Annotated in this window: 20 protein-coding genes; 15 read left to right on the top strand and 5 right to left on the bottom strand. The window is 57.9% G+C overall.

Going from position 1 to position 23,666, the window contains the following annotated elements; genetic code table 11:
- The first annotated feature begins 436 nt into the window (after nucleotides 1-436).
- Nucleotides 437-2,164: a DHA2 family efflux MFS transporter permease subunit gene (locus JAO32_RS18375; protein WP_334243098.1), complete on the top strand. Its 1,728-nt coding sequence runs from the start codon at nucleotides 437-439 to the stop codon at nucleotides 2,162-2,164.
- A 51-nt stretch (nucleotides 2,165-2,215) separates the two neighbouring features.
- Here the strand turns inward: JAO32_RS18375 and JAO32_RS18370 are convergent, their stop codons facing one another.
- On the bottom strand, nucleotides 2,216-3,715 hold the full coding sequence (locus JAO32_RS18370; RefSeq protein ID WP_334243123.1) for a DHA2 family efflux MFS transporter permease subunit: 1,500 nt from the start codon (nucleotides 3,713-3,715) through the stop codon (nucleotides 2,216-2,218).
- A 90-nt stretch (nucleotides 3,716-3,805) separates the two neighbouring features.
- Here JAO32_RS18370 and JAO32_RS18365 point away from each other — a divergent pair, with 90 nt between their 5' ends.
- Both JAO32_RS18365 and bla read left to right on the top strand, forming a co-directional pair.
- On the top strand, nucleotides 3,806-4,612 hold the full coding sequence (locus JAO32_RS18365; RefSeq protein ID WP_334243096.1) for an AraC family transcriptional regulator: 807 nt from the start codon (nucleotides 3,806-3,808) through the stop codon (nucleotides 4,610-4,612).
- Between the two features lie 114 nt (nucleotides 4,613-4,726).
- Entirely contained in the window at nucleotides 4,727-5,575 is an 849-nt protein-coding gene (bla, locus tag JAO32_RS18360; protein ID WP_443082617.1) for a subclass B3 metallo-beta-lactamase, read from the top strand.
- 7 nt (nucleotides 5,576-5,582) lie between these two features.
- On the opposite strand, the gene JAO32_RS18355 is transcribed toward bla, so the two are convergent.
- The gene (locus JAO32_RS18355) at nucleotides 5,583-6,887 is read right to left on the bottom strand and encodes an acetamidase/formamidase family protein (RefSeq protein ID WP_334243093.1); all 1,305 of its coding nucleotides are present in this window, start codon (nucleotides 6,885-6,887) and stop codon (nucleotides 5,583-5,585) included.
- 148 nt (nucleotides 6,888-7,035) lie between these two features.
- On the opposite strand from JAO32_RS18355, the gene JAO32_RS18350 reads away from it, so the two are divergent.
- On the top strand, nucleotides 7,036-7,986 hold the full coding sequence (locus JAO32_RS18350) for an aldo/keto reductase (protein ID WP_334243091.1): 951 nt from the start codon (nucleotides 7,036-7,038) through the stop codon (nucleotides 7,984-7,986).
- Between the two features lie 232 nt (nucleotides 7,987-8,218).
- Here JAO32_RS18350 and JAO32_RS18345 read toward each other — a convergent pair whose 3' ends face one another.
- Nucleotides 8,219-9,889: a M28 family peptidase gene (locus tag JAO32_RS18345; protein ID WP_334243089.1), complete on the bottom strand. Its 1,671-nt coding sequence runs from the start codon at nucleotides 9,887-9,889 to the stop codon at nucleotides 8,219-8,221.
- A gap of 284 nt (nucleotides 9,890-10,173) precedes the next feature.
- Nucleotides 10,174-11,586 carry a lysine-sensitive aspartokinase 3 gene (gene lysC / locus JAO32_RS18340; protein WP_334243088.1) on the bottom strand — a complete coding sequence of 471 codons (1,413 nt, stop codon included), beginning with the start codon at nucleotides 11,584-11,586 and terminating at the stop codon, nucleotides 10,174-10,176.
- 117 nt (nucleotides 11,587-11,703) lie between these two features.
- Between lysC and JAO32_RS18335 the strand changes: the two genes are divergently transcribed.
- The 6 genes from JAO32_RS18335 to JAO32_RS18310 all read left to right on the top strand — a co-directional run bounded on the left by JAO32_RS18335 (nucleotide 11,704) and on the right by JAO32_RS18310 (nucleotide 18,000).
- The gene (locus JAO32_RS18335) at nucleotides 11,704-12,030 is read left to right on the top strand and encodes a TfoX/Sxy family protein (protein WP_334243087.1); all 327 of its coding nucleotides are present in this window, start codon (nucleotides 11,704-11,706) and stop codon (nucleotides 12,028-12,030) included.
- 83 nt (nucleotides 12,031-12,113) lie between these two features.
- Nucleotides 12,114-12,893: an exodeoxyribonuclease III gene (xth, locus tag JAO32_RS18330; protein ID WP_334243085.1), complete on the top strand. Its 780-nt coding sequence runs from the start codon at nucleotides 12,114-12,116 to the stop codon at nucleotides 12,891-12,893.
- A gap of 504 nt (nucleotides 12,894-13,397) precedes the next feature.
- Nucleotides 13,398-14,759, top strand: a complete 1,362-nt coding sequence (locus tag JAO32_RS18325) for a Gfo/Idh/MocA family protein (protein WP_334243083.1) — start codon at nucleotides 13,398-13,400, stop codon at nucleotides 14,757-14,759.
- Nucleotides 14,752-15,786 carry a PmoA family protein gene (locus JAO32_RS18320; RefSeq protein WP_334243081.1) on the top strand — a complete coding sequence of 345 codons (1,035 nt, stop codon included), beginning with the start codon at nucleotides 14,752-14,754 and terminating at the stop codon, nucleotides 15,784-15,786. Before JAO32_RS18325 ends, JAO32_RS18320 begins: the two co-directional genes overlap by 8 nt.
- A 490-nt stretch (nucleotides 15,787-16,276) precedes the next feature.
- Nucleotides 16,277-17,077, top strand: coding sequence for an SGNH/GDSL hydrolase family protein (locus JAO32_RS18315; RefSeq protein WP_334243080.1), 801 nt, complete (start codon nucleotides 16,277-16,279; stop codon nucleotides 17,075-17,077).
- An 80-nt stretch (nucleotides 17,078-17,157) separates the two neighbouring features.
- Nucleotides 17,158-18,000, top strand: coding sequence for a sugar phosphate isomerase/epimerase family protein (locus JAO32_RS18310; RefSeq protein WP_334243077.1), 843 nt, complete (start codon nucleotides 17,158-17,160; stop codon nucleotides 17,998-18,000).
- A gap of 229 nt (nucleotides 18,001-18,229) precedes the next feature.
- On the opposite strand, the gene JAO32_RS18305 is transcribed toward JAO32_RS18310, so the two are convergent.
- Nucleotides 18,230-19,084, bottom strand: coding sequence for an SDR family oxidoreductase (locus JAO32_RS18305; protein ID WP_334243075.1), 855 nt, complete (start codon nucleotides 19,082-19,084; stop codon nucleotides 18,230-18,232).
- A 94-nt stretch (nucleotides 19,085-19,178) separates the two neighbouring features.
- Here JAO32_RS18305 and JAO32_RS18300 point away from each other — a divergent pair, with 94 nt between their 5' ends.
- The 5 genes from JAO32_RS18300 (at nucleotide 19,179) to JAO32_RS18280 (ending at nucleotide 23,532) form a co-directional block, all read left to right on the top strand.
- Nucleotides 19,179-19,577: a winged helix-turn-helix transcriptional regulator gene (locus tag JAO32_RS18300; protein WP_334243073.1), complete on the top strand. Its 399-nt coding sequence runs from the start codon at nucleotides 19,179-19,181 to the stop codon at nucleotides 19,575-19,577.
- Between the two features lie 98 nt (nucleotides 19,578-19,675).
- The gene (gene asnS, locus JAO32_RS18295) at nucleotides 19,676-21,025 is read left to right on the top strand and encodes an asparagine--tRNA ligase (protein ID WP_334243071.1); all 1,350 of its coding nucleotides are present in this window, start codon (nucleotides 19,676-19,678) and stop codon (nucleotides 21,023-21,025) included.
- 144 nt (nucleotides 21,026-21,169) lie between these two features.
- On the top strand, nucleotides 21,170-21,964 hold the full coding sequence (locus JAO32_RS18290) for a hypothetical protein (RefSeq protein WP_334243069.1): 795 nt from the start codon (nucleotides 21,170-21,172) through the stop codon (nucleotides 21,962-21,964).
- An 87-nt stretch (nucleotides 21,965-22,051) separates the two neighbouring features.
- The gene (locus tag JAO32_RS18285) at nucleotides 22,052-23,200 is read left to right on the top strand and encodes a D-alanine--D-alanine ligase family protein (RefSeq protein ID WP_334243066.1); all 1,149 of its coding nucleotides are present in this window, start codon (nucleotides 22,052-22,054) and stop codon (nucleotides 23,198-23,200) included.
- Nucleotides 23,201-23,205: 5 nt separating this feature from the next.
- Nucleotides 23,206-23,532 carry a cupin domain-containing protein gene (locus tag JAO32_RS18280; RefSeq protein ID WP_334243121.1) on the top strand — a complete coding sequence of 109 codons (327 nt, stop codon included), beginning with the start codon at nucleotides 23,206-23,208 and terminating at the stop codon, nucleotides 23,530-23,532.
- Nucleotides 23,533-23,666 lie beyond the last annotated feature (134 nt).

Here is a 23,666-nt window from a genome sequence, read left to right as displayed (position 1 = left end):
CCAAACTAACACGGTTAGGCCGGCGTTGAGGTTTCTTTGATTTTCAGAGGGGTGATGGCGATTGATCGCGCTTTCACGCTCTGCGCAGATTCGCTTCCTGGCTGCCGATGTGTTTTGGGCTTTCTGATGCGCCGTAGAGGGTTGAGGGGAATGCAGGTCCTTCAGCTCCGCTTCGCTTCGTTCAGGATGACGACCTTTGGTCGTTCGAGCTTCGCTTCGCGAAGCTGGTTGGGTTTGGTGGTTGGAAGGGATTGAACGTGTCGTTGCGTGAGCTGTGTCGGGATTCTTCGCTTCGCTCAGAATGACAGGCGGGTTCGTTAGAGATGACATGTTGTTGCAAGAGCTTTGGTTCTAAAGATTTTGCGGTTGGCTCAGATTGATTGCATCCGGAGGCGGCGTTGGAGACTCAAATGACCGGAGAGTCATTGCGCTGACTATGCAGTCATTACAGGATGAAGAAAACGCTTTGCCGCCTGCGGGAGAGTCTCACACGGCGGCATCGCTGCATCATGCAGAAGAGGTGATGGATCGCGCCGAAACGGCGCTGGCGCCCTCTGCCGCAGAGTTTGAGCCGGGAGTGCCGCTGGCGCGTGCGCCGGAACCGCGTGTGTTTAATCCGTGGATTATTGCCCTGGTGGTGACAATGGGCACGTTCATGGAGGTGCTGGATACTTCCATTGCGAACGTGGCGCTACCGCATATTGCGGGTAGTCTTTCTGCTTCGCAGGATGAGAGTACGTGGGTGTTGACCAGCTACCTGGTGGCGAACGCGATCATCCTGCCAATCAGCGGATGGATCTCCAGTATTCTCGGTCGGCGCAATTTTTATCTTGGTTCGGTGATTCTCTTCACCGTGTTTTCTGCGGCGTGTGGCATTGCTCCGACGCTGGGTGCGTTGGTGGTGTTCCGTGTGTTGCAGGGCTTATCAGGCGGCGGTTTGCAGCCGAGCGTGCAGGCAATTCTGGCCGATGCGTTTCCGGGTGAGAAGCGCGGCATGGCGATGGCTGTGTATACCGTGGCGATTCTTTGCGCGCCGGTATTGGGGCCCACGCTGGGTGGATGGATTACGGATAACTACTCGTGGCGCTGGATTTTCTACATCAACATCCCTGTGGGTATCCTGTGCGCTTTCTTCACGCGCATTGTGCTGCATGATCCTCCGCATCTGACGAAGGCTCGCGAGGCACGCAAGGGCAAGCCGATCCAGATTGATGGCACGGGGCTGGCGCTGGTGAGCATTGGCCTTGCTGCGACGGAGATTGTGCTGGATCGCGGTCAGGAACTGGACTGGTTTGGTAACTCGTTCATCCTGTGGGCCACGATTGTTGCGGTAGTTGCTGTGGTGGGCGCGATCTTCTGGGAACTGCATGTGAAGAACCCGGTGGTGAATCTGCGGTTGTTGAAGGAGCGCAACTTCCTGTTCTGCTGCGTGATTGTGCTGGGCATGTATACGGCGCTGTATGCGACGACATTCCTGTTGCCGCAGTTTATGCAGGAATTAATGGGGTATGACGCAACGACTGCGGGTATTGCGGTGTCGCCTGCAGGTTTGGTGACGATGCTGGAAGTGCCGCTGGTGGGTTGGTTGTTGAGCAAAGGCACGGATGCACGGCGATTGATTGCGTGCGGCATTGTGACCATGACTGCGGGTACTTACTGGCTTTCGCTGGGCAATCTGAATGTGGCTGAAAGCAATCTGATCTGGCCGCGTGTATTGCAGGTGATGGGCCTGGGTATGACGACAGTGCCGTTGTCGACGATCATGTTCCGCTTTCTGCCTGCGGACCAGAGCAGCAACGCTGCGGGTATTTACGCGCTGGTACGTAATGAAGGCGGATCAATTGGCATTGCGCTTTCCAGCACGTTCCTGCAACGCATGACGCAGGCGCACCAGACGTATTTGAGTGCGGATATCACTGCGTCTTCGCCGGGTGTGATGCAACAGATCAAGTCTGCTGGTGCGGCGATTGGCGGCGCGGCAATGGACAAGACGTATGACGGCATGGCGTTGCTGTATCACCAGGTGCAGCAGCAGGCGTTGTTGCTGGCTTATATGGATCAGTACCGTTTGTTTGCTTACATTCTGGCTTGCCTGTTGCCCATGGTGCTGCTGTTGAAGCGGCCTCCAAAGATCGTTGGAAAGATTACGCTGGACGCGCACTAAGGCGTTTCATGCGAGCCGGTTCGGACAATGGCCCTCCCCGAACCGGCTTTTTTATTTCGCTGTTTGCACTGCCTGTTTCTTAACGGCAAAAAAGAGTGCCGCTGGAATGAGTGCCAGCGAGATACCCATCAGTAGATGGAAGCAATCGATATAACAGAGCATGCTTGCCTGGCGGTTGATCTCCTCGTGAATCCACGCAAGAGCATGCGTAGCTGCGTCGCTTGCGGAATTGCCGGTGATGCGAAGTGACGAGGATTTTTCCTGCACGGCATCTGACAACGCGGCAGAGGAGCTTGAGAGGTTCTGCACGAGATAGGTGCGGTGTACCTGCACGCCTCGCACCAGCATCGTGTTCACGACGGAGATGCCAATGGCTGAGCCGAGATTGCGAAACAGGCCGTAGAGTGATGCGGCTGCGTCGTTCTTGCCGGATTTGAGTTGTGAGAATGCGAGCACGCTGATGGGCGTGAGGAACAGGGCAACGCCCGAGCTTTCCAGGATGCGAAGTTTCACGATGGTGCTGTAATCCACGTCGAGCGAGAGACTGCTGAGGCGATAGAACGCGAAGGTGGTGACGATGAGTCCGGATGCGATGAGTGCTCGATGGTCGACGCGCTTCATGAGCCATGTGGTGAGCGGAAGAAATAACAGCAAGACGAACGAGCCCGGCGAAAGAACGAGTCCACTTTCTGTTGCGGTGTAACCGAGCATGGTGTGCGTAAATTCCGGCAGCAGTGCGGTGCTGGCGTAGCGCGCGAAGTAGGTGAAGAAGATCATGCCGTTCGCAAGTGCGAAGTTGCGATTGGTGAGCAGGCGGAGTTGAAGCACGGGAAATTTTGCGCGACGTAGTTCGTGATAGACAAGGTAGAGCAAGGCGACGCAAGAGACGATGGCGGCTGTGGTGATGGCGGGCGATGCAAACCAGTCGGCACGCTCGCCGCGGTCGAGCACGTACTCTAAACAGCCGAGGCCGAGTGCGATGCTGATGAGGCCGGGGTAGTCGATGGGCGTTTCTTTGGTGTGCGTTTGCGGTGTTTCCGGTTGCAGTGCGCGGTTGAGGAAGTACGCGAGGATGCCGCAGGGGATATTGAGGAAGAAGATCCAGCGCCAGCCCCAGTTGTCGCTTAACCAGCCGCCGAGTACGGGGCCGAGCGTGGGCGCGAGCACGATGACGATGGAATAGAGCGTGAATGCGGAGGCGATCTTTTCTTTGGGGAAGAGATCGGCGAGGATGGCCTGCGTGGTGGGTTGCAGACCGCCGCCTCCGATGCCTTGCATGACGCGGAAGGCGATGAGGATGGGCAGGCTGGGGGCGATACCGCAGAAGAATGAGCTGATGGTGAACAGGATGATGGACAGCAGGTAGAAACGTTTGCGGCCCATGCGGCCGGAGATCCAGCCGCTGACGGGAAGCACGACTGCGTTGGCCACGAGGTAGGACGTGAGCACCCATACGGCTTCGTCGAGCGAGGACGAAAGATTGCCTGCGATGTAAGGCAGTGCGACGTTGGCGATGGAGGTGTCGAGCACTTCCATGAACGGTGCGATGATGGCTGCCGCTGCAATGAGCCAGAGGTTGTGTTGCTTAGAAATGGCGAGATGCCCCCGTATACTTGCAGGCTAGGGCGGCTGAAGTGCGATATGCAGACAGAAACTATCGACATTCGGACAGATAAAGAACTGGAAGCGTGTTTGAGTGTGGATCGTCCTGTGACGGCGCTGGCGTTTGACTATGCCGCGGACGACCATGTTCCGGTTCACGAACATGCGAAGGCGCAGTTGATCTATGCGATTGAAGGCACGATGGTGCTTTCGACGCATGAAGGAAAGTGGGTGCTGCTGCCGACGCGCGCGTTGTGGGTGCCGGCGAGGACGCGGCATTCCATTCGTATGCGTGGGCCGGTGCGTATGCGGACGCTGTTTCTGGATGCGACGGTGAAAGCGCCCGCGCAGGGATGTGCGGCGGTGAGTGTGTCGCCGCTGTTGCGTGAACTGATTGTGAGCATGTTGCAGGAGCGTCGGCGCTATGCAGCGGGCAGTCGTGGCGCGCAGATTGCTGCGTTGATTGCGACGGAGCTTTCTGTTTGCAACACGCTACCGCTTGCTTTGCCGTGGCCGCGCGATGCGAAGCTGCGGCGGCTGTGCGAGGCGATGCGGAGGAGTCCGAAGCTGACGGGCGATCTGGAATTTTGGGCTGCGAAGCTTGCTGTCAGCAGCCGCACATTGTCGCGGTTGTTTCGCTCTGAGACTGGTATGAGTTTTGGGGAGTGGAAGTCGCAGTTGTTGTTGCTGGAGGCGCAGATCCGGCTGTCGCAGGGACAGTCGAGCCTGCGCATTGCGCGTGCGTTGGGCTATGCGAGTCATGCTGCGTTTTCTGCGATGTTTCGTAAGGGGATGGGGCTTTCGCCTTCGGAGTATGTGGCTCAGTCCGTGTCCACAGGTTCGTGATGTGCGGCATCTGCGGTGATAACAGTGGCGGCGCGGGATGCTCATTATGCTGAGTGAGTGAGACAACGGAATTTTCTATTTTTAGTGGCGATTGTTCTGTGCTTTTGCGTTGGAATGCGGACGCAGGTGAAGGCGATCTGGACGACGCCTCTTGCTCCTTTTCGCATTGCGGACAACCTGTATTACGTGGGTAGCCAGGATCTGGCGGCTTATCTGGTAACGACGCCGAAGGGCAACATACTGATCAATGCGAATCTGCCGTCGTCGCCTGCACAGATCAAGACGAGTGTGGAGCAGCTTGGGTTCCGGTGGAAGGATACGAAGATTCTGCTGGTGGGGCAGGCGCACATGGATCATGCGGGTGGTGCGGCGCAGATTGAACGCGAGACTGGCGCGCAGCTGAAGGTGATGGAGTATGACGCCGAAGTGATGCAGGCTGGTGGTGGGAATGACTTCCTGATGGGAACGGGTTCGGTACAGCCCTATTCGCCGGCGCGTGTGGATGCGGTGCTGCATGATGGCGATACGGTTTCGCTGGGCGGCGTGGTGCTGACGGCGCATCGGACAGGCGGACATACGCGCGGATGTACAACGTGGACGATGCGTGTGCATTTGCCGGGTGAGCCTGCGGGTAAGTTGCGCGATGTGGTGATTGTTGGCGGCTATACGCAGTGGTCGGATTATCGGCTGGTGCCGTCGCATGGGAGGGCTGCTTCCTATCCGGGTATTGCAGAGGATTTTCAGCATACTTTTGACACGCTGCGGAAGCTGCCTTGCGAGGTGTTTCTTGCGGATCATGGTGAGCACTTTGGCATGCTGGCAAAGATGAATCGGATGGCGAAGGAAGGCGATGCGGTCTGGATTGATCCGGATGGATATCGCGCCGTGATTGATGCGGGTGAGGCGAGTTTTCAGAAGGCGTTGGCGGAGCAGCAGAAGGCTGCTGCGTCCGCCACGCGATAGAAAATGCCTACGGTGCTTGCGGGACGTGCAGGTTGTTGAGCAGGGACTTGTCGATCTTGAGCGCGATGCCTGAATTACGGTCGGCTACTTCTGTGACGCGGTATTGTGCGGCTACGCCGAGGAACTGTCCGAGTTCGCTGGGGTTGAGCTTGTAGTTGTTTGCCAGCCACGCGGCCATGTTGGCGGTGGCGTCTTTGAAGGCGTCGTCGAGATAGCCGGAGTAGCCGAGGGCAATGAACTGTGTTGGGGTTTCGATGCGGGGGAAGCCGGTTCTCTGGCCCTGGATGAGATCGACGGTGACGGTGACGTCCATGGATGTTTCGAGCGCGTTGCCGTTGAGTTCGCCGTCGCCTTGCAGCGCGTGGCCATCGCCGAAATAGAGCAGTGCGCCGGGATTGATGACAGGTAAGTAGACGGTGGCGCCTTCTGCGATTTCATTGAAGTCCATGTTGCCGCCGTAGTAGCCGGAGTCGCCGGTGGGTGGTGGCGCGTCACTGGGACCGACGGCTACAGCGATGCAGCCGAGCATGGGATGCAACGGGATATTCAGGTCTTTCAATGCGGCGCTGTTGGAGGCGGGTGATGCCGTCATGTGTTCGCGGTCAAGCTTCCAGAGGACGCTGCTGTGGTTGTCGCGCGTGCGGATGGCGAGGGACGGATTCAGCGCGGACTGCACCAGGTCGTCGTTGGAGCCTGCGGTGTCGCGTGTGAGGCGCAGTTTCTGAATGTGGACGGCGATGGTGTCGCCGGGTTGTGCGCCATTGATGTAGAAGGGGCCGGTTTGCGGATTGCCTCCGGCGATGCGCTTGATGTCGTTTTCGTCGTTGCCGCCTGCATCGACCGTGGTGGTGTGGATGGTGTCACCGGGGTTGATATGCAGCACGGGTTTGTTGAGCGCGGAGTATTGGCGGTAGTAGATGGTGGGTTTGAACTCGTGTGTTTGCGGCGTGGTTTTGGGCAGCGGCTTCACGAGTGTGGCGGTGAAAGGGCAGATGAGGGGCGATGCGATTTCGCCAAAGGTGACGGTGCCGGTGAGGGCGTCGTGATCCTGATGTGCGTCGACGATCACGTGGTTGCCGTTCTCTGTGCCTTCGATCTTGAGGTGGCCGTCGGTATTGGTGCCGGTGAGGTGCGTGCCGTTAAAGGTGCCTGTGACGTGGGCGGAATCGTGCTGATCCAGATCGAGGCGGAAGTAGCGCGTGGCACTGTAGAAGTCTGCGGTGAGTTGCCAGCGTTCGTTTGTGGTGACGGGCTGTTGCTGGGCGGGCAAGAGCGCGGCGGTGAGCAGGAACAACGGCAGCAGACGCTTCATGGGCAAGGATTCCTCTGGGGCCATTCCGATTGGCACAGATGGTTACGCAGAGAGAATAGCCCGCGGACGCAAATTTACTGTGCGGTCACACACGAATGCGGAAAGCCGCGTGTGCGGGATGCCGTAAGGCTGCATCCAACAGAGCATCATGACGAAACGTACCCTTGGAAGCACCGGAATTGAAGTTTCGCCCATCATGCTGGGTGGGAATGTCTTTGGCTGGACCATCGATGAGAAGCAGTCGTTTGCTGTGCTGGATCGGTTTGTGGATCGCGGCTACAACTTCATTGATACGGCGGATATGTATTCCTCGTGGATTCCGGGGAACAAGGGCGGTGAGAGCGAGACGATCCTCGGCAACTGGTTCAAGAAGACCGGTAAGCGCGAGAGTGTGGTGCTGGCGACGAAGCTGGGTAATCCCATGGGCGAGGGCAAGAAGGGCCTGAGCGCGGCGTATATGAAGGAGGCCGTGGAGGCTTCGCTGACGCGGTTGCAGACGGAGTACATCGATCTGTATCAGGCGCATATTGATGATGCGGATACGTCGTTGCAGGAGACGCTGCGTGCGTTTGATGACCTGGTGAAGGAAGGGAAGGTTCGCGCGATTGGTGCGTCGAACTATTCTGCCGATCGTCTGCGTGCGGCGGAAGAGATTTCGCGGCGTGAGGGGATTGCGCGCTACCAGACGCTGCAGCCGCATTACAACCTGTATCACCGTGCGGAGTATGAGCATGAACTGGCGCCGGTGGTGGCGGAGTTCAGCCTGGGTGTGGTGCCTTACTTTGCGCTGGCTTCAGGCTTTTTGAGCGGCAAGTACAAGACGGCTGCGGATGCAGAGAAGGCGAAGCGCGCGGGCATGTTGAGCAAATACTTTGACGAGCGCGGCATGAAGATTCTTGCGGCGCTGGCGAAGGTGAGCAAGGAGACGGGAGCGAAGCAGGCTTCCATTGCGCTGGCGTGGTTGTTGTCGCGCCCGAATATTCTGGCGCCGATTGCGAGTGCGACATCTACGGAGCAGTTGGAGGATTTGTTTGCTGCTACGGAGTTGGAGTTGACGTTAGAGCAGTTGAAGGAGCTGAGTGAGGCTTCGGCTTACTAGATTTTTGGCTGGAGATAGGACGCGCCTTCAGCGCTTCTGATGTGTATGCCGATCTACCTAGGCCTTCGGCCTAGGCTAATATCTCGACGGGCCTTTGGCCCTTGTTTCATCGGCCCGATGATCTTCGTTCGCACCATCAGGCTCTTTAGTACGAACAAGAAAACGGGTGAGGCTTTGTGCCTCACCCGTTTCTTTGTTGCAGGCGCGTTTCTGCTTGCTGCGTGTTGTTTGGTTATTCGTGGCCCTTGGCATTGGGGTCTGGGGCCGGGGTTGGGATGCGGGGCAGCATGTCGGGGCGGGTGGCTGCGTTGTAGGCAAACCAGGCTTCGATCATGGAACCCTGCTGCACGTCCGGTACCTGTACGCGGTCGTATGTATCGGCGTTGGAGTGGTGGGTGCGGGTGCCGTATTCCAAGCCATCCTGCATGAAGCTGATGCCGTTCAGGCCGATCCATGAGAACGGGGTGGAGTCTGTGCCGCCGGGCGCGACGGTGGGACGGAACTCTGTACCGGAAACGGCGACGATGTGTTGGTCCTTGATGGGTTCAATCCACGACTTGAAGATTTCGCCCATCTCCTTGCTTCCACCGGCGGAGACGCCACGGAAGCGGCCGGAACCGCCGTCGTCGTTGAAGTAGACGTCGAACTTGTCGTACTCAGGCTTCTTGACCATAGTGGTGCGTTCCGCGAAGTGCTGCTGCACGTATGCGGTGGAGCCGTAGACGCCTTCTTCTTCACCGCCCCAGAGAGCCACGCGAACGGTGCGGGCCATGGGCTTGTGCATGGTGGCGAGGATGCGTACGGCTTCCAGGGCGACGGATGAGCCGGTGCCGTTGTCCGTGGCGCCGGTGCCGCCCTGCCAGCTATCAAAGTGGCCGCCGAGCATGACGACTTCGTCCTTCTTGGTGGTGCCGGGGATTTCGCCGATCACGTTGAAGGCGTTCTGGTTCTTCTTCTGGTATTCGACCTGCACGTCAAACGTGAGCTTGGGTGTGATGTTGTGCTGGACGAGGCGTACGAGGCGGTTGTACTGCTCCGCGCCGATGGCGACCATAGGCGGCGGGACGGGATCGTTGGGGTTCTCAGAGCCGCCGTAGGTGGAGAAGATGGTGCCGCCGTCGCCGTTGTAGCCGGGCGTGAGGACGATGGCGGGCTGCTCGTCGTGCAGGAACTTGTTCATCTTGTTGCGGAGGTCGTGGTTCTTGCCGTTGGCGAGTGCGAGCGATGTGGGCGAGAACTCCTGCGTGCCTTCGCCGGGACGTCCGCGACCGCTGGGGTCACGATCGGCTGCGCCGCCGGGACCGCCAGGGCCACCGGGGCGTCCGCCGCGCATCTGGCCGGCGCGCGCGAGAATTTCTTCATCGGTGGGTGAGGGCTGGGCGTCTGCGCGGGTGTGCAGCGTGAGCTTTGCAGGATCAAAGAGTAATACGGCCTTGCCCTTCAGCTTGCCGTGCCACTTGGCGAAATCTTCTTCAGAGTGGATGGGAGCGAAGATGGGCTCGACGGTGATGGGGCCGGGCGTGCCGGGTGTCCACGCGAGCGGGAAGCCGGTGAATGCGGCGTACGCCGGGGTTTCCATGGCGCCGTAGAACTTCTTGATCTGCCAGCCGTAGCCGAAGGGCCAGTATTCAAGGTGGACGTTCTGCAGCCCCCATTCCTTCATCTGCTTCATGGCCCATTCTGCGGCGGCCATGTGGTTGGGGCTGTTGTTCACGCGTGGGCCGTAGACCTCGGACATCCAGAAGAGGTTTTCCATAACGTGCGAGTTCTCAAAAGCTTCGTGCTTGATCTGCGCCAGCGCGTCGAGATCCACTTTGTCGCCTGCCTGCTGCGCAAAGACAGGCGAGAGGAGCAGCAGGGCGGCGGTTGCAACGGCTGCTGGTTTGAAACGGTGCAGGTTCATGAAGAAGTCTCGCTTTCAACGGAAATGCGGGTTACGGGGCCAGAAAATGGAATCTGGCCACAGACGCTGGAAGAAGAGCCGCACGCAGACAGCCGGGCGCTGCTGCGTTGGCGTTAAGAAATGGTGTGATGGCACAAAGCTAATCGAATGGGTGGGCAGGGCGCAATCGAAAGTCGCGGAGATTTGTGAAATGGGTTTGGCAGAAATGCGCCACGGCGCTTCGATTGCGCTGGGAAGTTAGGAAACGTTCTTAATCGTGGCTGCGGCCCGCTTATTAAGTCCTGTCAGGCGGGGAGCAGGATGGCTTCCTGTGCGGGGGACTGCGCCGATACGTCGAAAAGGATGGGATCGGGGTCTGAGAAGAACTCTGCATGAAGCGAACGGACTGTCTGTTCTACGACGGCGTCGTTGACGATGAAGCTCATGCTGATGCCGTTTGCGCCTTGCGAGATCATCTGCAGGTTGGTGCCGCGGATGGCAGAGAATGCGCGCGCCGCAATGCCAGGTTGTTCCCGCATCTTTTCGCCAACGAGGCAGATGAGGGATTTGTCTTCTTCCTCTTCTACGATCGCGATCTTGGCCAAGTCTTCGCGGATGGCCTCGAGATGCTCGACTGCGTCGAGTGTGACGGAGAGGCTGATTTCGCTGGTGGCCACCATGTTGACGGAGCAATCGTAGCGGTCGAATACCTCAAAGACTGCACGAAGGAAGCGATGCGAGACGAGCAACCTGCGAGAGATGATTTGCAGGATGATGAGATGTCGTTTGACGGCGATGCTCTTCAGCGGACTGGAGGATGTTGTTGCGGTGGCGGTGATGACGGTGCCTTCATTCGCAGCGTTGTGCGAGTTGAGCACCCAGACGGGGATGTTCTTTTTCACCGCCGGAAGAATGGTGGCAGGGTGAAGAACCTTTGCACCGAAATAGGCCAGCTCAGAGGCTTCTTCAAAACTGATGGCGCGGAGACGCAGCGCGTTGGGGCAGATGCGCGGATCGGTGGTCATGACGCCGTTGACGTCTGTCCATATCTCAATGGCATGGGCGTTGAGTGCGCCGCCGATGAGTGCTGCGCTGTAGTCGCTGCCACCGCGGCCAAGCGTGGTGGTTATACCGTTGCGCGTGGAAGCGATGAAGCCGCCGAGGACTGCGACCGCATTCGCGTCTACGACAGAGAGAACATGTTCGATGACGGCTGCGTCGGTTTCTTCAACGAGCGGTGTGGCTTTGCCGAAGTGCGTGTCTGTGATGATGCAGTTTCGCGCGTCGACATGGACGCTGCTGATGCCGCGATGCTCCAACGCCTGCGCGACGATGAGGCTGGAGAGACGTTCACCAAAGCTGACGACGAGATCGCTGGTGCGTGGTGTAAGTTCGCCGACAGCAGCGATTCCGGTGAGGACATTTTCCAGTTGATCGAAGAGCTTGTCTAACGTCTGGATGAGGAGAGTAAGTTTCCTGCCAACCAAGACTGCGGCATTTTCGATGTGGCGGTTTCTTAGTACACCAGCGATGAGAAGCGCTTTGGGTAAGTCGTTTTCAACCGCTGCCCGTGCGGCTGCCAGCAGTTGGTCTGTGACGCGTGCCATGGCAGATACAACCACCACGGGGCGCATCTTCTGGTTACGACGACCGTTAACGATTTCAATGGTGCGGCTGATTGCTGCCGCATCTTGTACCGATGTCCCGCCGAACTTCATAACAACGATCGGAGAGACCGCTCTTTCCGGTTCATGGCCCACAGGAGAAGTATTTCGCTTTGTCCATAAAAAAGGCATAAGAACCGCAGTAAATTTTTGTGTGCCATGATGGGTGGCATGGCGCGCGATGCGGGTTTAGAAGCGATGGTGGAAGAGGTGCTGGAGGATTTGCGTGTGACGCGCAAGGCGATGTTTGGCGGCATGGCATGGATGTATCGTGGCAACCTGGTGTGCGGTGCGCGGGTGGGACATCTGCTGGTGCGGCTGGGTAAAGGGAATGATGCATGGGCGCTGGCGTTGTCGGGCGTAACGCAGATGATGTCGGGCAAGCCGATGAATGGATGGGTGCGTGTGCCTGCGCAGGTGTATGCAGATGATGCAGTACGCCAACGATTGCTGGATGCAGCGAAAGCGTTTGTGATGACGTTGCCTGCGAAGGAATAACCGATTTTGGAATCAGGCGCTGCATTGGTATTGCGTTCGCTTTTTGCGAGAATCGTTGAGACGAAGGGCGAGGATACGAAACGGTGCTGATTGCAAGCTGGAATGTGAATTCGATTCGTGCGCGTATGACGCATGCACATAACTTTCTTCAGGTGCAGCAGCCGGATGTGTTGCTGATGCAGGAGCTGAAGACGCTGGAGTTTCCGGCGATGGACTTCAAGGCGTTGGGCTATGAGTCCGTGGCCGTTGGGCAAAAGAGTTATAACGGCGTGGCCATCCTGTCGAAGCTGCCGATTGAAACTGTGACCACGAAGCTGGATGGCGATGACGAAGATACGCACGCACGTTTCATTGAGGCCATTCTGGATGAGCCGGATGGAAAGCGGCTGCGTGTGGTGTGCATCTATCTGCCGAATGGCAATCCGATTGGCACGGAGAAGTTTCTGTACAAGCTGGGATGGATGGATCGGCTGATCCATCAGATGATGCGCTGGAAGGATGATCCGATCCCGACGATCATTGGCGGCGACTTTAATGTGATTCCAGAAGACATTGATTGCGACAAGCCTGCGAACTGGGTGCGCGATGCACTGTTTCAGCCGGAGCCGCGTGAGCGGTATCGCGCCATGCATACGATAGGGTGGGTGGATGCGTTTCGTGCGCTGCATCCTGAGGAAGCTGGCGCGTATACGTACTGGGATTACTTTCGACAGGCATTTGAGCGAAATCGCGGGATTCGGATTGATCACTTCCTGTTGTCGCCTGCGCTGCGGCCTCGGTTGGAGGCTTGTGTGATCGATAAGGCTCCACGTGGTCAGGAGAAGCCGAGTGATCACACGCCGATCCTGGTGACGCTGCGGTGAGTTGTCTCCGGGCCTGACGCGCTTTCGCGCGCTACCGGTTGCTTCCCATGGGCGTTGTAGAGGGCAGAGAGGAAAGCAGGTCCTTCAGCTCCGCTTCGCTTCGTTCAGGATGACGACCTCTGGTCGTATGAGCTTCGTTTTCCGAAGCTGGTTGGGGTTTGTGGGTGGAAGGCGTGGAGTGTGTTCTTGCACGAGGATGCGTTGGGATTCTTCGCTGCGCTCAGAATGACGGATTTGGAGAATTTTGCTGTGACGACGGACTGAGGATTTTTCTGTGACGACTGCCCCAGGAATTTCCTGTGATGACAGACTTAGGCCTTCTGATCTTGACTCTTCAGGGGCTGTCTCCTTATAGTCCTCTCGCCTGACGGGACTCCTGTTTTGTGTTTGTGAAACGTTTTGATTCCGCTTTCAGGGCGGTGGACGGAATTGCACGCGCGAGCAGTAATCACAATGGCAGGCGAGGTTCCACAGTTTCGATTTGCACGCATGGAGACGTTTCGAATGAGCCAGACGGAAACCAACAAGAGTGCGCCGACCCGCCGCGATTTTATCGCCGGGGGCGCGGCTGCGGCTGCTGTTGCAGCATGGAGCGCGAAGAGCTACGCCGCTATTCCGGGCGCGAACGATCGTGTGCGTACGGCGATCGTCGGTGCGGGCGATCGTATGAAGGGTGCCCTGATTCCCGCGTTTGCTGTGAATCAGAAGAAGATGAACTTCGAGTTTGTGGCTGTGGCTGATCTGTGGAGCCGTCGCCGTGAAGAGGCTGTGGCTTATGTGGAGAAAAAGGCCGGCGCAAAGATTGACACCTGCCGCAATACCGATGAACTGTACGCTCGCAAGGACGTGGATGCGGTCCTGATTGCGACGGCGGATTTCCAGCACGCAATCATGGGCGCACAGGCCGTGAACGCTGGACGCGATGCCTATGTGGAGAAGCCTACGGCAGACCGCATGGCTGATGCGGTGCTGTTCCGCGATGCCGTACACAAGACCGGAAAGATTGTGCAGGTGGGAACGCAGCGCCGTTCCACGCCGAGCTACATGCGCGCGTATGACTACATTCGTAGCGGCAAATTCGGTGAGATCAACATGGTGGAGATGACCTGGAATGTGAACCAGCCCGGACGCTGGCGCAGGCCGGATGTGGTGCCCTTGTTGAAGGAACAGGACACGGACTGGAAGCGTTACCTGCTGAACCGTCCTTATGAGCCGTTTGATGCTCGCAAGTATCTTGAGTTCCGCTTGTTCTATCCCTTCTCGTCGGGCATTCCTGACCAGTGGCTGGTCCACCAGATTGATACCGTGCACTGGTTCACGGGTTATCCGCACCCGCGCTCTGTTGTGGCGAATGGCGGCATTTACCAGTGGCAGGATGGCCGTACGAACTGGGATACGTTGACGGCGGTGTTTGATTACGGCCCACTGGATGATCCGAAGAAGGGCTTCCAGGTACTGTACTCGTCGCGTCAGACGAACTCGGCTGGTGGCGTGAAGGAGATTTATTACTCCAACGGCGGCGCGCTGAACATGGACACGCAGAAGGTCACGTCCGAAGGTGGACTGACGGCGAAGGCTGCTGGCGAAATGAAGATGAAGGCGAACCTGCTGGAAGACTTCTCGCTGGGCGCGGTGGAGGCTGTCTCCAATGAAGCGAACACGGGCAGCGATCCGATGACAGTGGCGAACATGCTGAACTGGATGGAGTGTGTCCGTTCGCGCAAGACGCCGAACGCCAGCATTGAAGCGGGTTATTCGCACTCGATTGCGTTGTGCATGTGCATTGCCGCCATGCGCACGGGCAAGAAGGTAACGTTTGACGATGCGAAGCAGCAGGTGCTGGCAGGTGGTCAGCCCTATGTATAAGGTCGTTGCGTTGGCTATGCTCTCGACTATGTTCGCGTCTGGCGTTGCAGCCGCAGAGGTAAAGGTGGACGTTCACGAGGCCCAGCGCCGTGTGGACGTCACCGTGGATGGCAAGCCGTTCACGTCGTACATCTGGCCCACGTCGCTGAAGAAGCCGGTGCTGTATCCGCTGGTGTTGAGCGATGGGATAACCGTGACGCGCGGCTATCCGCTGGAGCCGCGTGCCGGTGAACGGCAGGATCATCCACACCATGCTGGCCTGTGGTTCAACTACGGCAACGTGAATGGCTTCGACTTCTGGAATAACTCTGACGCCATCACGGGCGATCGTGTCCAGCACATGGGTTCCATCCGGCAGGAGAAGATTGTCTCTTCGCATTCCGGTAAGGATTCGGGCGAGTTGACGACGGAGTCCACGTGGGTTGCGGCGAATGGTCAGGCGCTGTTGCGTGAAACCACGACGTTTGTCTTCCGGCAGAATGGCGATGTGCGCACGATTGATCGCACGACCAAACTGACGGCGCTGGAAAAGGTTGTGTTCACAGATGACAAGGAAGGCGTGCTGGGCATTCGTGTGGCGCGCTGGCTTGAGTCGGCCAATGAAAAGGGCGGCGTGTTTGTGGATGCCTCTGGTAAGGAGACAAAGGTGGAGGGCGCTACGGGCGCTGGTGCTACCGGTGTCTACCTGACCAGCGAAGGCAAGCAGGGCGATGATGTGTGGAGCACACGTGGTCGCTGGTGTGTGCTGAATGGGCATGACCCGGAAGGCCATCAGGCTGCGATTGCGATTCTGGATCATCCTGGCAATCCGGGGTATCCCACGTACTGGCATGCTCGCGGGTATGGTTTGTTTGCCGCGAATCCGCTGGGCGCGCACATCTTTGATACGAAGGCTGCGCCCATGAACTACACCGTGGAGAAGGGGCAGACGACGACATTCCGGTATCGTGTTCTGCTTTCGCCACATACGATGACGGCGGCGCAGGTGAACGCGGCTGCGGATGTGTTTGCCAAGACGAATCGTTAGGTTTGTTGATTACTTTTAAGGGCTTCGCTCTGGTCCGGGCGAGGCCTTTTCTTTTCTCTTTCTCTTCAGTATTCCCTCGGCGGCTAAGAGCCACGTGCTGGTTGCGGACGAACTTCGCTCGCTGCCCAGGTTTAGTTTCGCGAACCTGGGGCAGCTTTTGGGCTTTTCTGACGCGTTGTTAGAGAGTTGAGAGGAAAGCAGGTCCTTCGGCTTCGCTCAGGATGACGCACTTCCGTGCGTATGACCTTCGCTTTCGCGAAGCTGGTTTGATTCGGTGCTCGAAAGCGTTGGCTGTCGTGCTGAGTGAAATCGTCGGGATTCTTCGCGTTGCTCAGAATGACGGTCTACGACCGTACGAGCTTCGCTGACGATCTACGGTCGTATGAGCTTTGCTTTGCTCAGGATGGCGCAGGTATACGAGTGTTATCGGATTGCGTGTGGTCGGCTTTGCTTCGTACACTTGGCTGCACACAGGAGAAGCACGCGAATCATGTCGTTCATGCGCAATGTTGCACTTGTTTCCGCGACCACGTTGCTGGTCAGCGCCGCTTTGGTGGCTCAGGCCGCTGCTGCACCGACCGAGGCACCCAAGCCGATTGATGCGGTGTTGGTGAAAGATCCTTCGACGCTGACGCCGAATGAGATTTCCGGTTTGCAGAAGAAGTTGGCGGATTATGCCAACCTGGCTCGCTATGCGAGTGCGAATGCTGCGTTGCCACCTGCGCCGAAGGATCGCGTGGTGTTTTATGGCGACAGCATTACGGATGCATGGGGCAATGGCGCGGCCAATAAGTCGACTTTCTTTCCGGACAAACCGTATCTGGACCGAGGCATCAGCGGGCAGACAACGCCGCAGATGCTGGTGCGTTTTCAGCAGGATGTGGTGGCGCTGAAGCCTGCGGCGGTGCTGATCCTGGCGGGAACGAACGACATTGCGGGCAACACGGGCATTGAATCGCTGGAGCACATTCAGGACAACTTCCGCTCCATGGCGGCGATTGCAGATGCGAATCACATTAAGGTGATCCTGGCCAGCGTGCTGCCGGTGGACGATTATCCGTGGCGTCGCGGTCTGCAGCCAGCGGATAAAATCCGCACGATGAACACGTGGCTGCAGCAGTTCTGCAAGGAACATGGGTACACGTACCTGGATTACTACTCGGCCCTGACTTCGCCGACCGGCGGCATGAAGCCGGATCTGGCGAAGGATGGTGTACACCCCACGCCTGCCGGGTATGCGATTATGCAGCCGCTGGCGCAGGCGGCGATCGACAAGACGATTGGTAAATAACGCATCAGGATTGGTGCGATGGGCGGGGGAACCTTGAATGGTTCCCCCATGTGCTTTGTGGCCTGCTATGGTCAGGGGTGATGAAGCGGTCAATTAGTACGCATGTTTTTCTACAACAACGGCTGCACGCGGGCCTGCTGGATGCGATGTTTGCGGCGGGTGCGCAGTCGATTGAGCTGTTTGCGGCTCGGCACCACTTTGATTACACCGATCGCACGGAAGTGAAGGAACTGGCGAAGTGGTTCCGCAGCAATGAATGCCGCGCGACGTTGCACCAGCCCATCTTTGAAACGCGTGCTTCTGACTGGAGCCGCCATGTTCCGGCGACCATCAACCTGATTGATGTGGAGAAGTCGCGCCGCATTGATGCGATGGATGAGGTGAAGCGTGCGCTGGAAGCTGCGGAGATGATCGACATCGACAGCATTGTGCTGCATCTGGGGAGTGCGAACGATACGTGGAGCGAGCGCACGCTGGACCTGTCAATGACGGCGGTGGAACACATTAAGGCTTTTGCGCATCCGCTGGGCGTGAAGACGTTGGTGGAGACGTTGCACAACGACGTGACCACGCCGGAACACCTGATAAACATGCTGCGCATTGCGCATCTGGACACGGTGAATGTGTGCCTGGATATTGGGCATGTGAATCTGCACGGTATGGGCGGTGTGGAGAATGCGTTTGCCGTGCTGGGTGATCGGATTCGGCAGCTTCATCTGCATGACAATCACGGCGAAAAAGATGAGCACCTGTGGCCGGGTGAAGGCACGGTGGATTGGGATGCTGTGCGCAAGGGGATTGCAGGGCTGAAGCACGAGCCGGTGGGGACGCTGGAGATTGCGTACGAGCCGGAGATCGATGCGAAGCCGATGTCGTCGAAGGCTGCTGAGGTGTTTGCGATGTTGGAAGAACCTGCGCGGTAGTCAAGGCATGTGTTCTCGGCGAAGAGTAAGCAGGTCCTTCGGCTTCACTTCGTTTCGCTCAGGATGACGAACTTCGTTCGATTGGGCTTCGCTGGTAACGAACACTTGTTGTACTTCTCTGATAATGGCCTGAGAATTTTGACCTGACTGCTAATACGGTTCGTGTGTTCATTTGAAAAACCAAAGGGCGGCATGAGTGATCATGCCGCCCTTTGGTTTTTGTCAGGGATTAGAGTGCCTTTAATGCTGCGGCTATTGCGTCTGCAAGAGGTGCGGTGGGGTGCCCGATGAGACGGCTTAGTGTGTGCGATTCATCGTCGAGGGCGCCGTTCGCGGCTTTTGCTTCGGCGTCTGCCAGGATTGTGGCGAGGGCTGGCGGCAGGAAGGTGGCGAGGATTTTCTCGTATTCCTGCTCCGGCAGGTCGTGATAGCCGATGGTCTTGCCGGTTTGTTTGCTGACCTCTGCGGCGAACTCCGCTCGGGTGAATGCTATGTCGCCTGCGAGTTCATACACTTTGTTTTCATGGCCTTCACTGGTGAGTACGGCTACGGCTGCTGCAGCGTATTCTGCGCGGGTGGCTGCGGCCAGACGGCCATTCTTTGTGGCTCCGATGAATGCTCCCTGCTGTATTGCGGGGCCGATGCCGGGGGTGAGGTTTTCTGTGTACCAGCCGTTGCGCAGGAACGCGTAGGGGATGCCGCTGGCGTGAAGATACTTCTCCGTGGCGAGGTGTTCGGCTGCGAGCAGAAGGCCGCCGGTGTCGGCGTGCAGGAGGCTGGTGTAGGCGACGAGCTGGATGCCGGCCTTCTTTGCGGCGTCGATGACTGCCTTGTGTTGGGGGACGCGCTGGCCTACTTCATTGCCGGAGATGAGCAGGAGCTTTGTTACGCCAGCAAAGGCTGCGTCGAGCGTTTCCGGGCGGGAGTAGTCGGCTTCGAGGACCTGCACGCCCTTGTCTGCGAATGCCCTGGCTTTGGATGGTGTGCGAACGGCGGCGACGATCTGGTTTGCGGGGATCTTCTGAAGCAGACCCTCTACGACAAGTGTTCCAAGTTGGCCGGTGGCTCCGGTAACAGCAATCATGATCTCTCTCCTTCCGCTATCGCGGATGTATGAGACAAGCGTATGCCTAAGAGCTTACTTGTAGTAAGTACATACCTTTAGGTAAGCTGTATGCATGGCGTGGCCAAAGAGTACCAAAACGATTCGCATCCGGCGGGGAAATCTGTTTACCTCGGATTGCCCTACGCGCAGCATTCTGGATGATGTGACCTCGCGATGGGGATCGCTGGTGCTGGTTTTGCTGCACAGGGATGGCAGCTATCGCTTTAGCGAACTGGCATATCTGATCGGTGGTGTGAGCGAGAAGATGCTGGCGCAGACATTGCGCGCGCTGGAACAGGATGGATTTGTGTTGCGCACGGTGCATGCGACGAAGCCGCCGAAGGTGGAGTACAGCCTGACCGAGATGGGCAGCGAAGTTGCGGAACGGATGCTGGCATTGACGGCATACATTGAGGGCAATGTTGGCCGCGTGATGGCGCATCGTGCCAGGGCTGAAAAGCAGACGGCGTAACGTATCTCCGCCGTCCAGAAGGGTGTTCTTATGCGTCTTCCCAGAAAAAATGGAGAAATCGCCGCGCATTTTTGAAGGCGCATACACTGGAAGATGTCATGGCAACAGAAATCTCCGCACCCCTCACGTCGATTGCGAACATTGGTCAGCACGAAGGCGCAACGGTAACGCTGCGCGGCTGGCTGTATAACCTGCGCTCCAGCGGCAAGCTGCTGTTTCCCACCTTCCGCGATGGCACCGGGACGATCCAGGGCATTGTGCCCAAGGCTGCCGTGCCTGAGGAAGTATTCAACACGCTGAAGGAATTGCAGTTGGAGAGCAGCGTGGTGGTGACGGGCAAGGTGCGTGCGGATTCACGTGCTCCCTCCGGCTATGAGCTGGACGTGGAGAATGTGCAGGTGCAGCAGGCGGTGAGCGCCGATGAGCCGTTCCCGATCACGCTGAAGGAGCATGGGCCGGACTTTCTGATGGAGCGCCGTCATCTGTGGATGCGGACGCCGCGTCAGAGCGCGATTCTGCGTGTGCGCGCGACGATTATGCGTGCGGCGCAGGAGTTCTTTGATACACGCGACTTCACGCGTACCGATCCGCCCATCCTGACACCTGCGGCGTGCGAAGGCACCAGCGAGCTGTTTGAGATGAAGTACTTTGACGAGGGCAACGCGTACCTGACGCAGAGTGGCCAGCTTTACATTGAAGCCACGGCGTTGGCTCTGGGCAAGGTGTACAGCTTTGGGCCCACGTTCCGCGCGGAGAAGTCGAAGACGCGGCGTCACCTGACCGAGTTCTGGATGATTGAGCCGGAAGTGGCTTATGCCGACCTGGACGATCTGATGAAGCTGGCGGAGGAATTTCTTTCGCACATCGTGATGCGCGTGTTGGAGAAGCACCGCATTGATCTGAAGACGATTACGGGTGGCGATGAGAAAGCGGCGAAGCTGGAGAAGATTCAGGCTCCGTTCCCGAAGATCAGCTACGACGAGGCGCACGCCATGCTGGAGAAGGCGTTTGCCGAAGGTGCGATTGAGAAACCGCATGAGTATGGCGATGACTTTGGCGCGCCGGACGAAACGTACATCAGCAACCAGTTTGACCGGCCGGTGATGGTGCATCGTTACCCGGCGGTGGTGAAGGCGTTCTACATGCAGCCTGATCCTGCGGACCCGACGAAGGCGCTGTGCGTGGACGTGCTGGCGCCGGAGGGTTACGGCGAGATCATTGGCGGATCGCAGCGCATTGACAGTTATGACCTGTTGAAGGAGCGCATCCTGTCGCACGATCTGCCGCTGGAGGCTTTCGAGTGGTATCTGGACCTGCGCAAGTATGGCAGCGTGCCGCACTCGGGCTTTGGTATGGGTATTGAGCGCTGCGTGGCGTGGGTTTGCGGGCTGGAGCATGTGCGCGAGACGATTCCGTTTGCGCGGACGCTGAACCGGATTTATCCGTAAGCAGTTGGAGAGACTACCGTTGAGTCATCCGGAGGCCGTGACGAATTTCGTTGCGGCCTTTGTGTTTGCTTATGCAACGCACGGTTCCTCATCGGAATCCGTCTCACTACTGGTGCTACGTTACGCGTGCCGCCAAGGGGGACGATGACGGCACTTCGGAATGTGGCAGTGATATCCATCGCAGCTTTCGGGACAGTTGCAGGGGCGCAGAGCTCGCCTGTTGCGCGCATGGCTGAAAATGAACGCCAGGCGCGGATCGATCTGAAGGAACACTTTTCATTTCTGCTGCTGGAGCGCTCGCCGCGCACGGGTGGTCACCTGTGGATGGAGCGCGTTGTGGAGGTAGATGAAGGCAAAGTGGCTCGTCTTCTGCAGGTGGATGGCGTTCCGCTGTCAGCGGAAGCTGCCGCTGCGGAACAACGGCGGCTGACGGCCCTTGCCAATGATCCCGAGGCGTTCCGAAGATTGAACGCATCGGTGCAGAGCGATGAAAAGCATCTGATCAGTCTGCTTGGTGCGCTGCCATCGCAGTTCCTGCTGACGCCTGAAGGCACCGTGAACGGCTGCCTGCAGTACAGTTTCAAGCCCAATCCCAACTATCAACCTGGCAGCATGGAGGAGAAGGTGCTGCATGCGATGGAAGGCACGGTCTCCATCAAGCAGCCAGAGGATCGTCTGTGTGAATTGCAAAGCCGTATCACGAGCCCGGTTTCATTCGGCTTTGGCTTGCTGGGCAAGGTGAACCAGGGCGGCACTGTCCAGTTGCAGCGCCGACAAGTGTCGCCTGACACGTGGAAGAGTGTTCGCATGGTCGTCCACATGGATGGCAAGATTTTGATGATGAAGAGTCTTACGCGCGATCAGGACGCCATCCGCAGTGAGATCAAGCTGGTGCCGCAACACATCTCCTTGCAGCAGGCCGTGGAACTGACTCGCTGACGAGCGGCAGGTACCTACGAAGATGCACGATTGTCCTCCACAGGCGGTGGGACCGTACCATCAACAAGGGTAGGTGCGAGGGAACTAATGGCGAAGAAGCTGCGTGTGGGTGTTTTGTTTGGTGGGAAGTCGGGTGAGCATGAGGTTTCGCTGCGCTCCGGGGCTTCCATTCTGAATGCCATTGATCGCAGCAAGTACGAAGTAGTTCCCATTGGTATTGCCAAGACCGGGCAGTGGTTGGGTGCGGGCGATTCAAAGGCTCTGCTGGATGGCGTGACGGTGCCAGCGCTGGCGGGGAAGAAGTCCGCCGCGAAGAAGAAGACCGAGATCACGGGGCTTACGCTACAGGCGTCTGCTGCGACCTCGACGGCTGCGCTGGATGTGGTTTTCCCCGTACTGCATGGCACGTTTGGCGAAGACGGCACGATTCAGGGCATGCTGGAACTGGCCGATGTGGCGTATGTCGGGTCGGGTGTGCTGGGTTCCTCCGTGGGCATGGACAAGGATGCCATGAAGAAGATGTTTGCCGCCGCAGGACTGCCCATTGTGAAGCATGTAACGCTGCTGCGGACGGAGTGGAAGGCGAGTCCGCGCAAGTGTACGAAGCTGATTGAGGACAAGCTGCAGTATCCGGTGTTTGTGAAACCTGCGAACCTTGGTTCGTCAGTCGGCATTAGCAAGGTGCGCGAGCGCAAGGAGCTTGCGAAGGCAATGGATGAGGCTGCTCAGTTTGATCGCAAGATTGTGATTGAAGAAGGTGTGAGCGGTAACGGCAAGTTGAGGGGCAAGGGTAAGGCGCGCGAGCTTGAGATTGCCGTGTTGGGCAATGATGATCCCATTGCGAGTGTTGTGGGAGAGATTGTGCCGGACCGCGAGTTCTATGACTACGAGAGCAAGTATGACTCGACCAGCACGAGCGAGCCGGTGATCCCTGCGAAGATTACGAAGGCGCAGGCGAAGCAACTAAGGCAGATGGCGATTGATGCGTTCAAATCGTGCGATTGCAGCGGGTTGGCGCGTGTGGATTTCCTGTTGGAAGCCGCTGACCCTGCCAGCAAAAAAGAGCCGAAGATTTATTTGAACGAGATCAATACGATGCCGGGCTTTACGTCTATCAGCATGTATCCGAAGCTGTGGGAGGCTACGGGTATTTCGTATGTGGAACTGATTGATCGGCTGATTGCGCTGGGTGTGGAGCGGCATGACGAACGCAAGGCTACGAGCTTTACCAAGTGAGCACGATGCTGAAAGTGATTCGCGCAGATGATTCGACGATGACCGCGCCTGAGCCGGGGTTACGGCGGCAGGTGATGGCTACCAGCGAGCCAATGATGCTGGTCCGGCATCGCATGGAGGCCGGTTGGGTAGGCGCTGCGCACTCGCATCCGCATGAACAGTTGATCTACATCCTGAGTGGTGAGATTGCACTGACTGTTGATGGCGAGACGTATACGCTACTCGCTGGCGATAGCGTGATGGTGCCGGGGGATGTGGTGCATCAGGCTTCGGCTGCTGTGGCGAGCGAGGTGCTGGATGTGTTCACACCTGCTCGTGAGGATTATCGGTAGGTGCTTCCCGAAGCGGCTAAAGCCGCTGGTTATGCGGCGTTTGTATGGCAGGCTACGGCTTAGGTGCGAGACGTGGGCACCCGTTTTTTTGCTGGTTGCCTGATGCATTGTCGTGCGGGAGAGGAATGCAGGTC

Origin of the sequence: Terriglobus sp. ADX1 (genome assembly GCF_036877645.1) — a bacterium.
Lineage (GTDB): Bacteria > Acidobacteriota > Terriglobia > Terriglobales > Acidobacteriaceae > Terriglobus.
The sequence above is the reverse complement of the archived record's forward strand: the minus strand, read 5'-3'. Positions and strand labels throughout refer to the sequence as shown.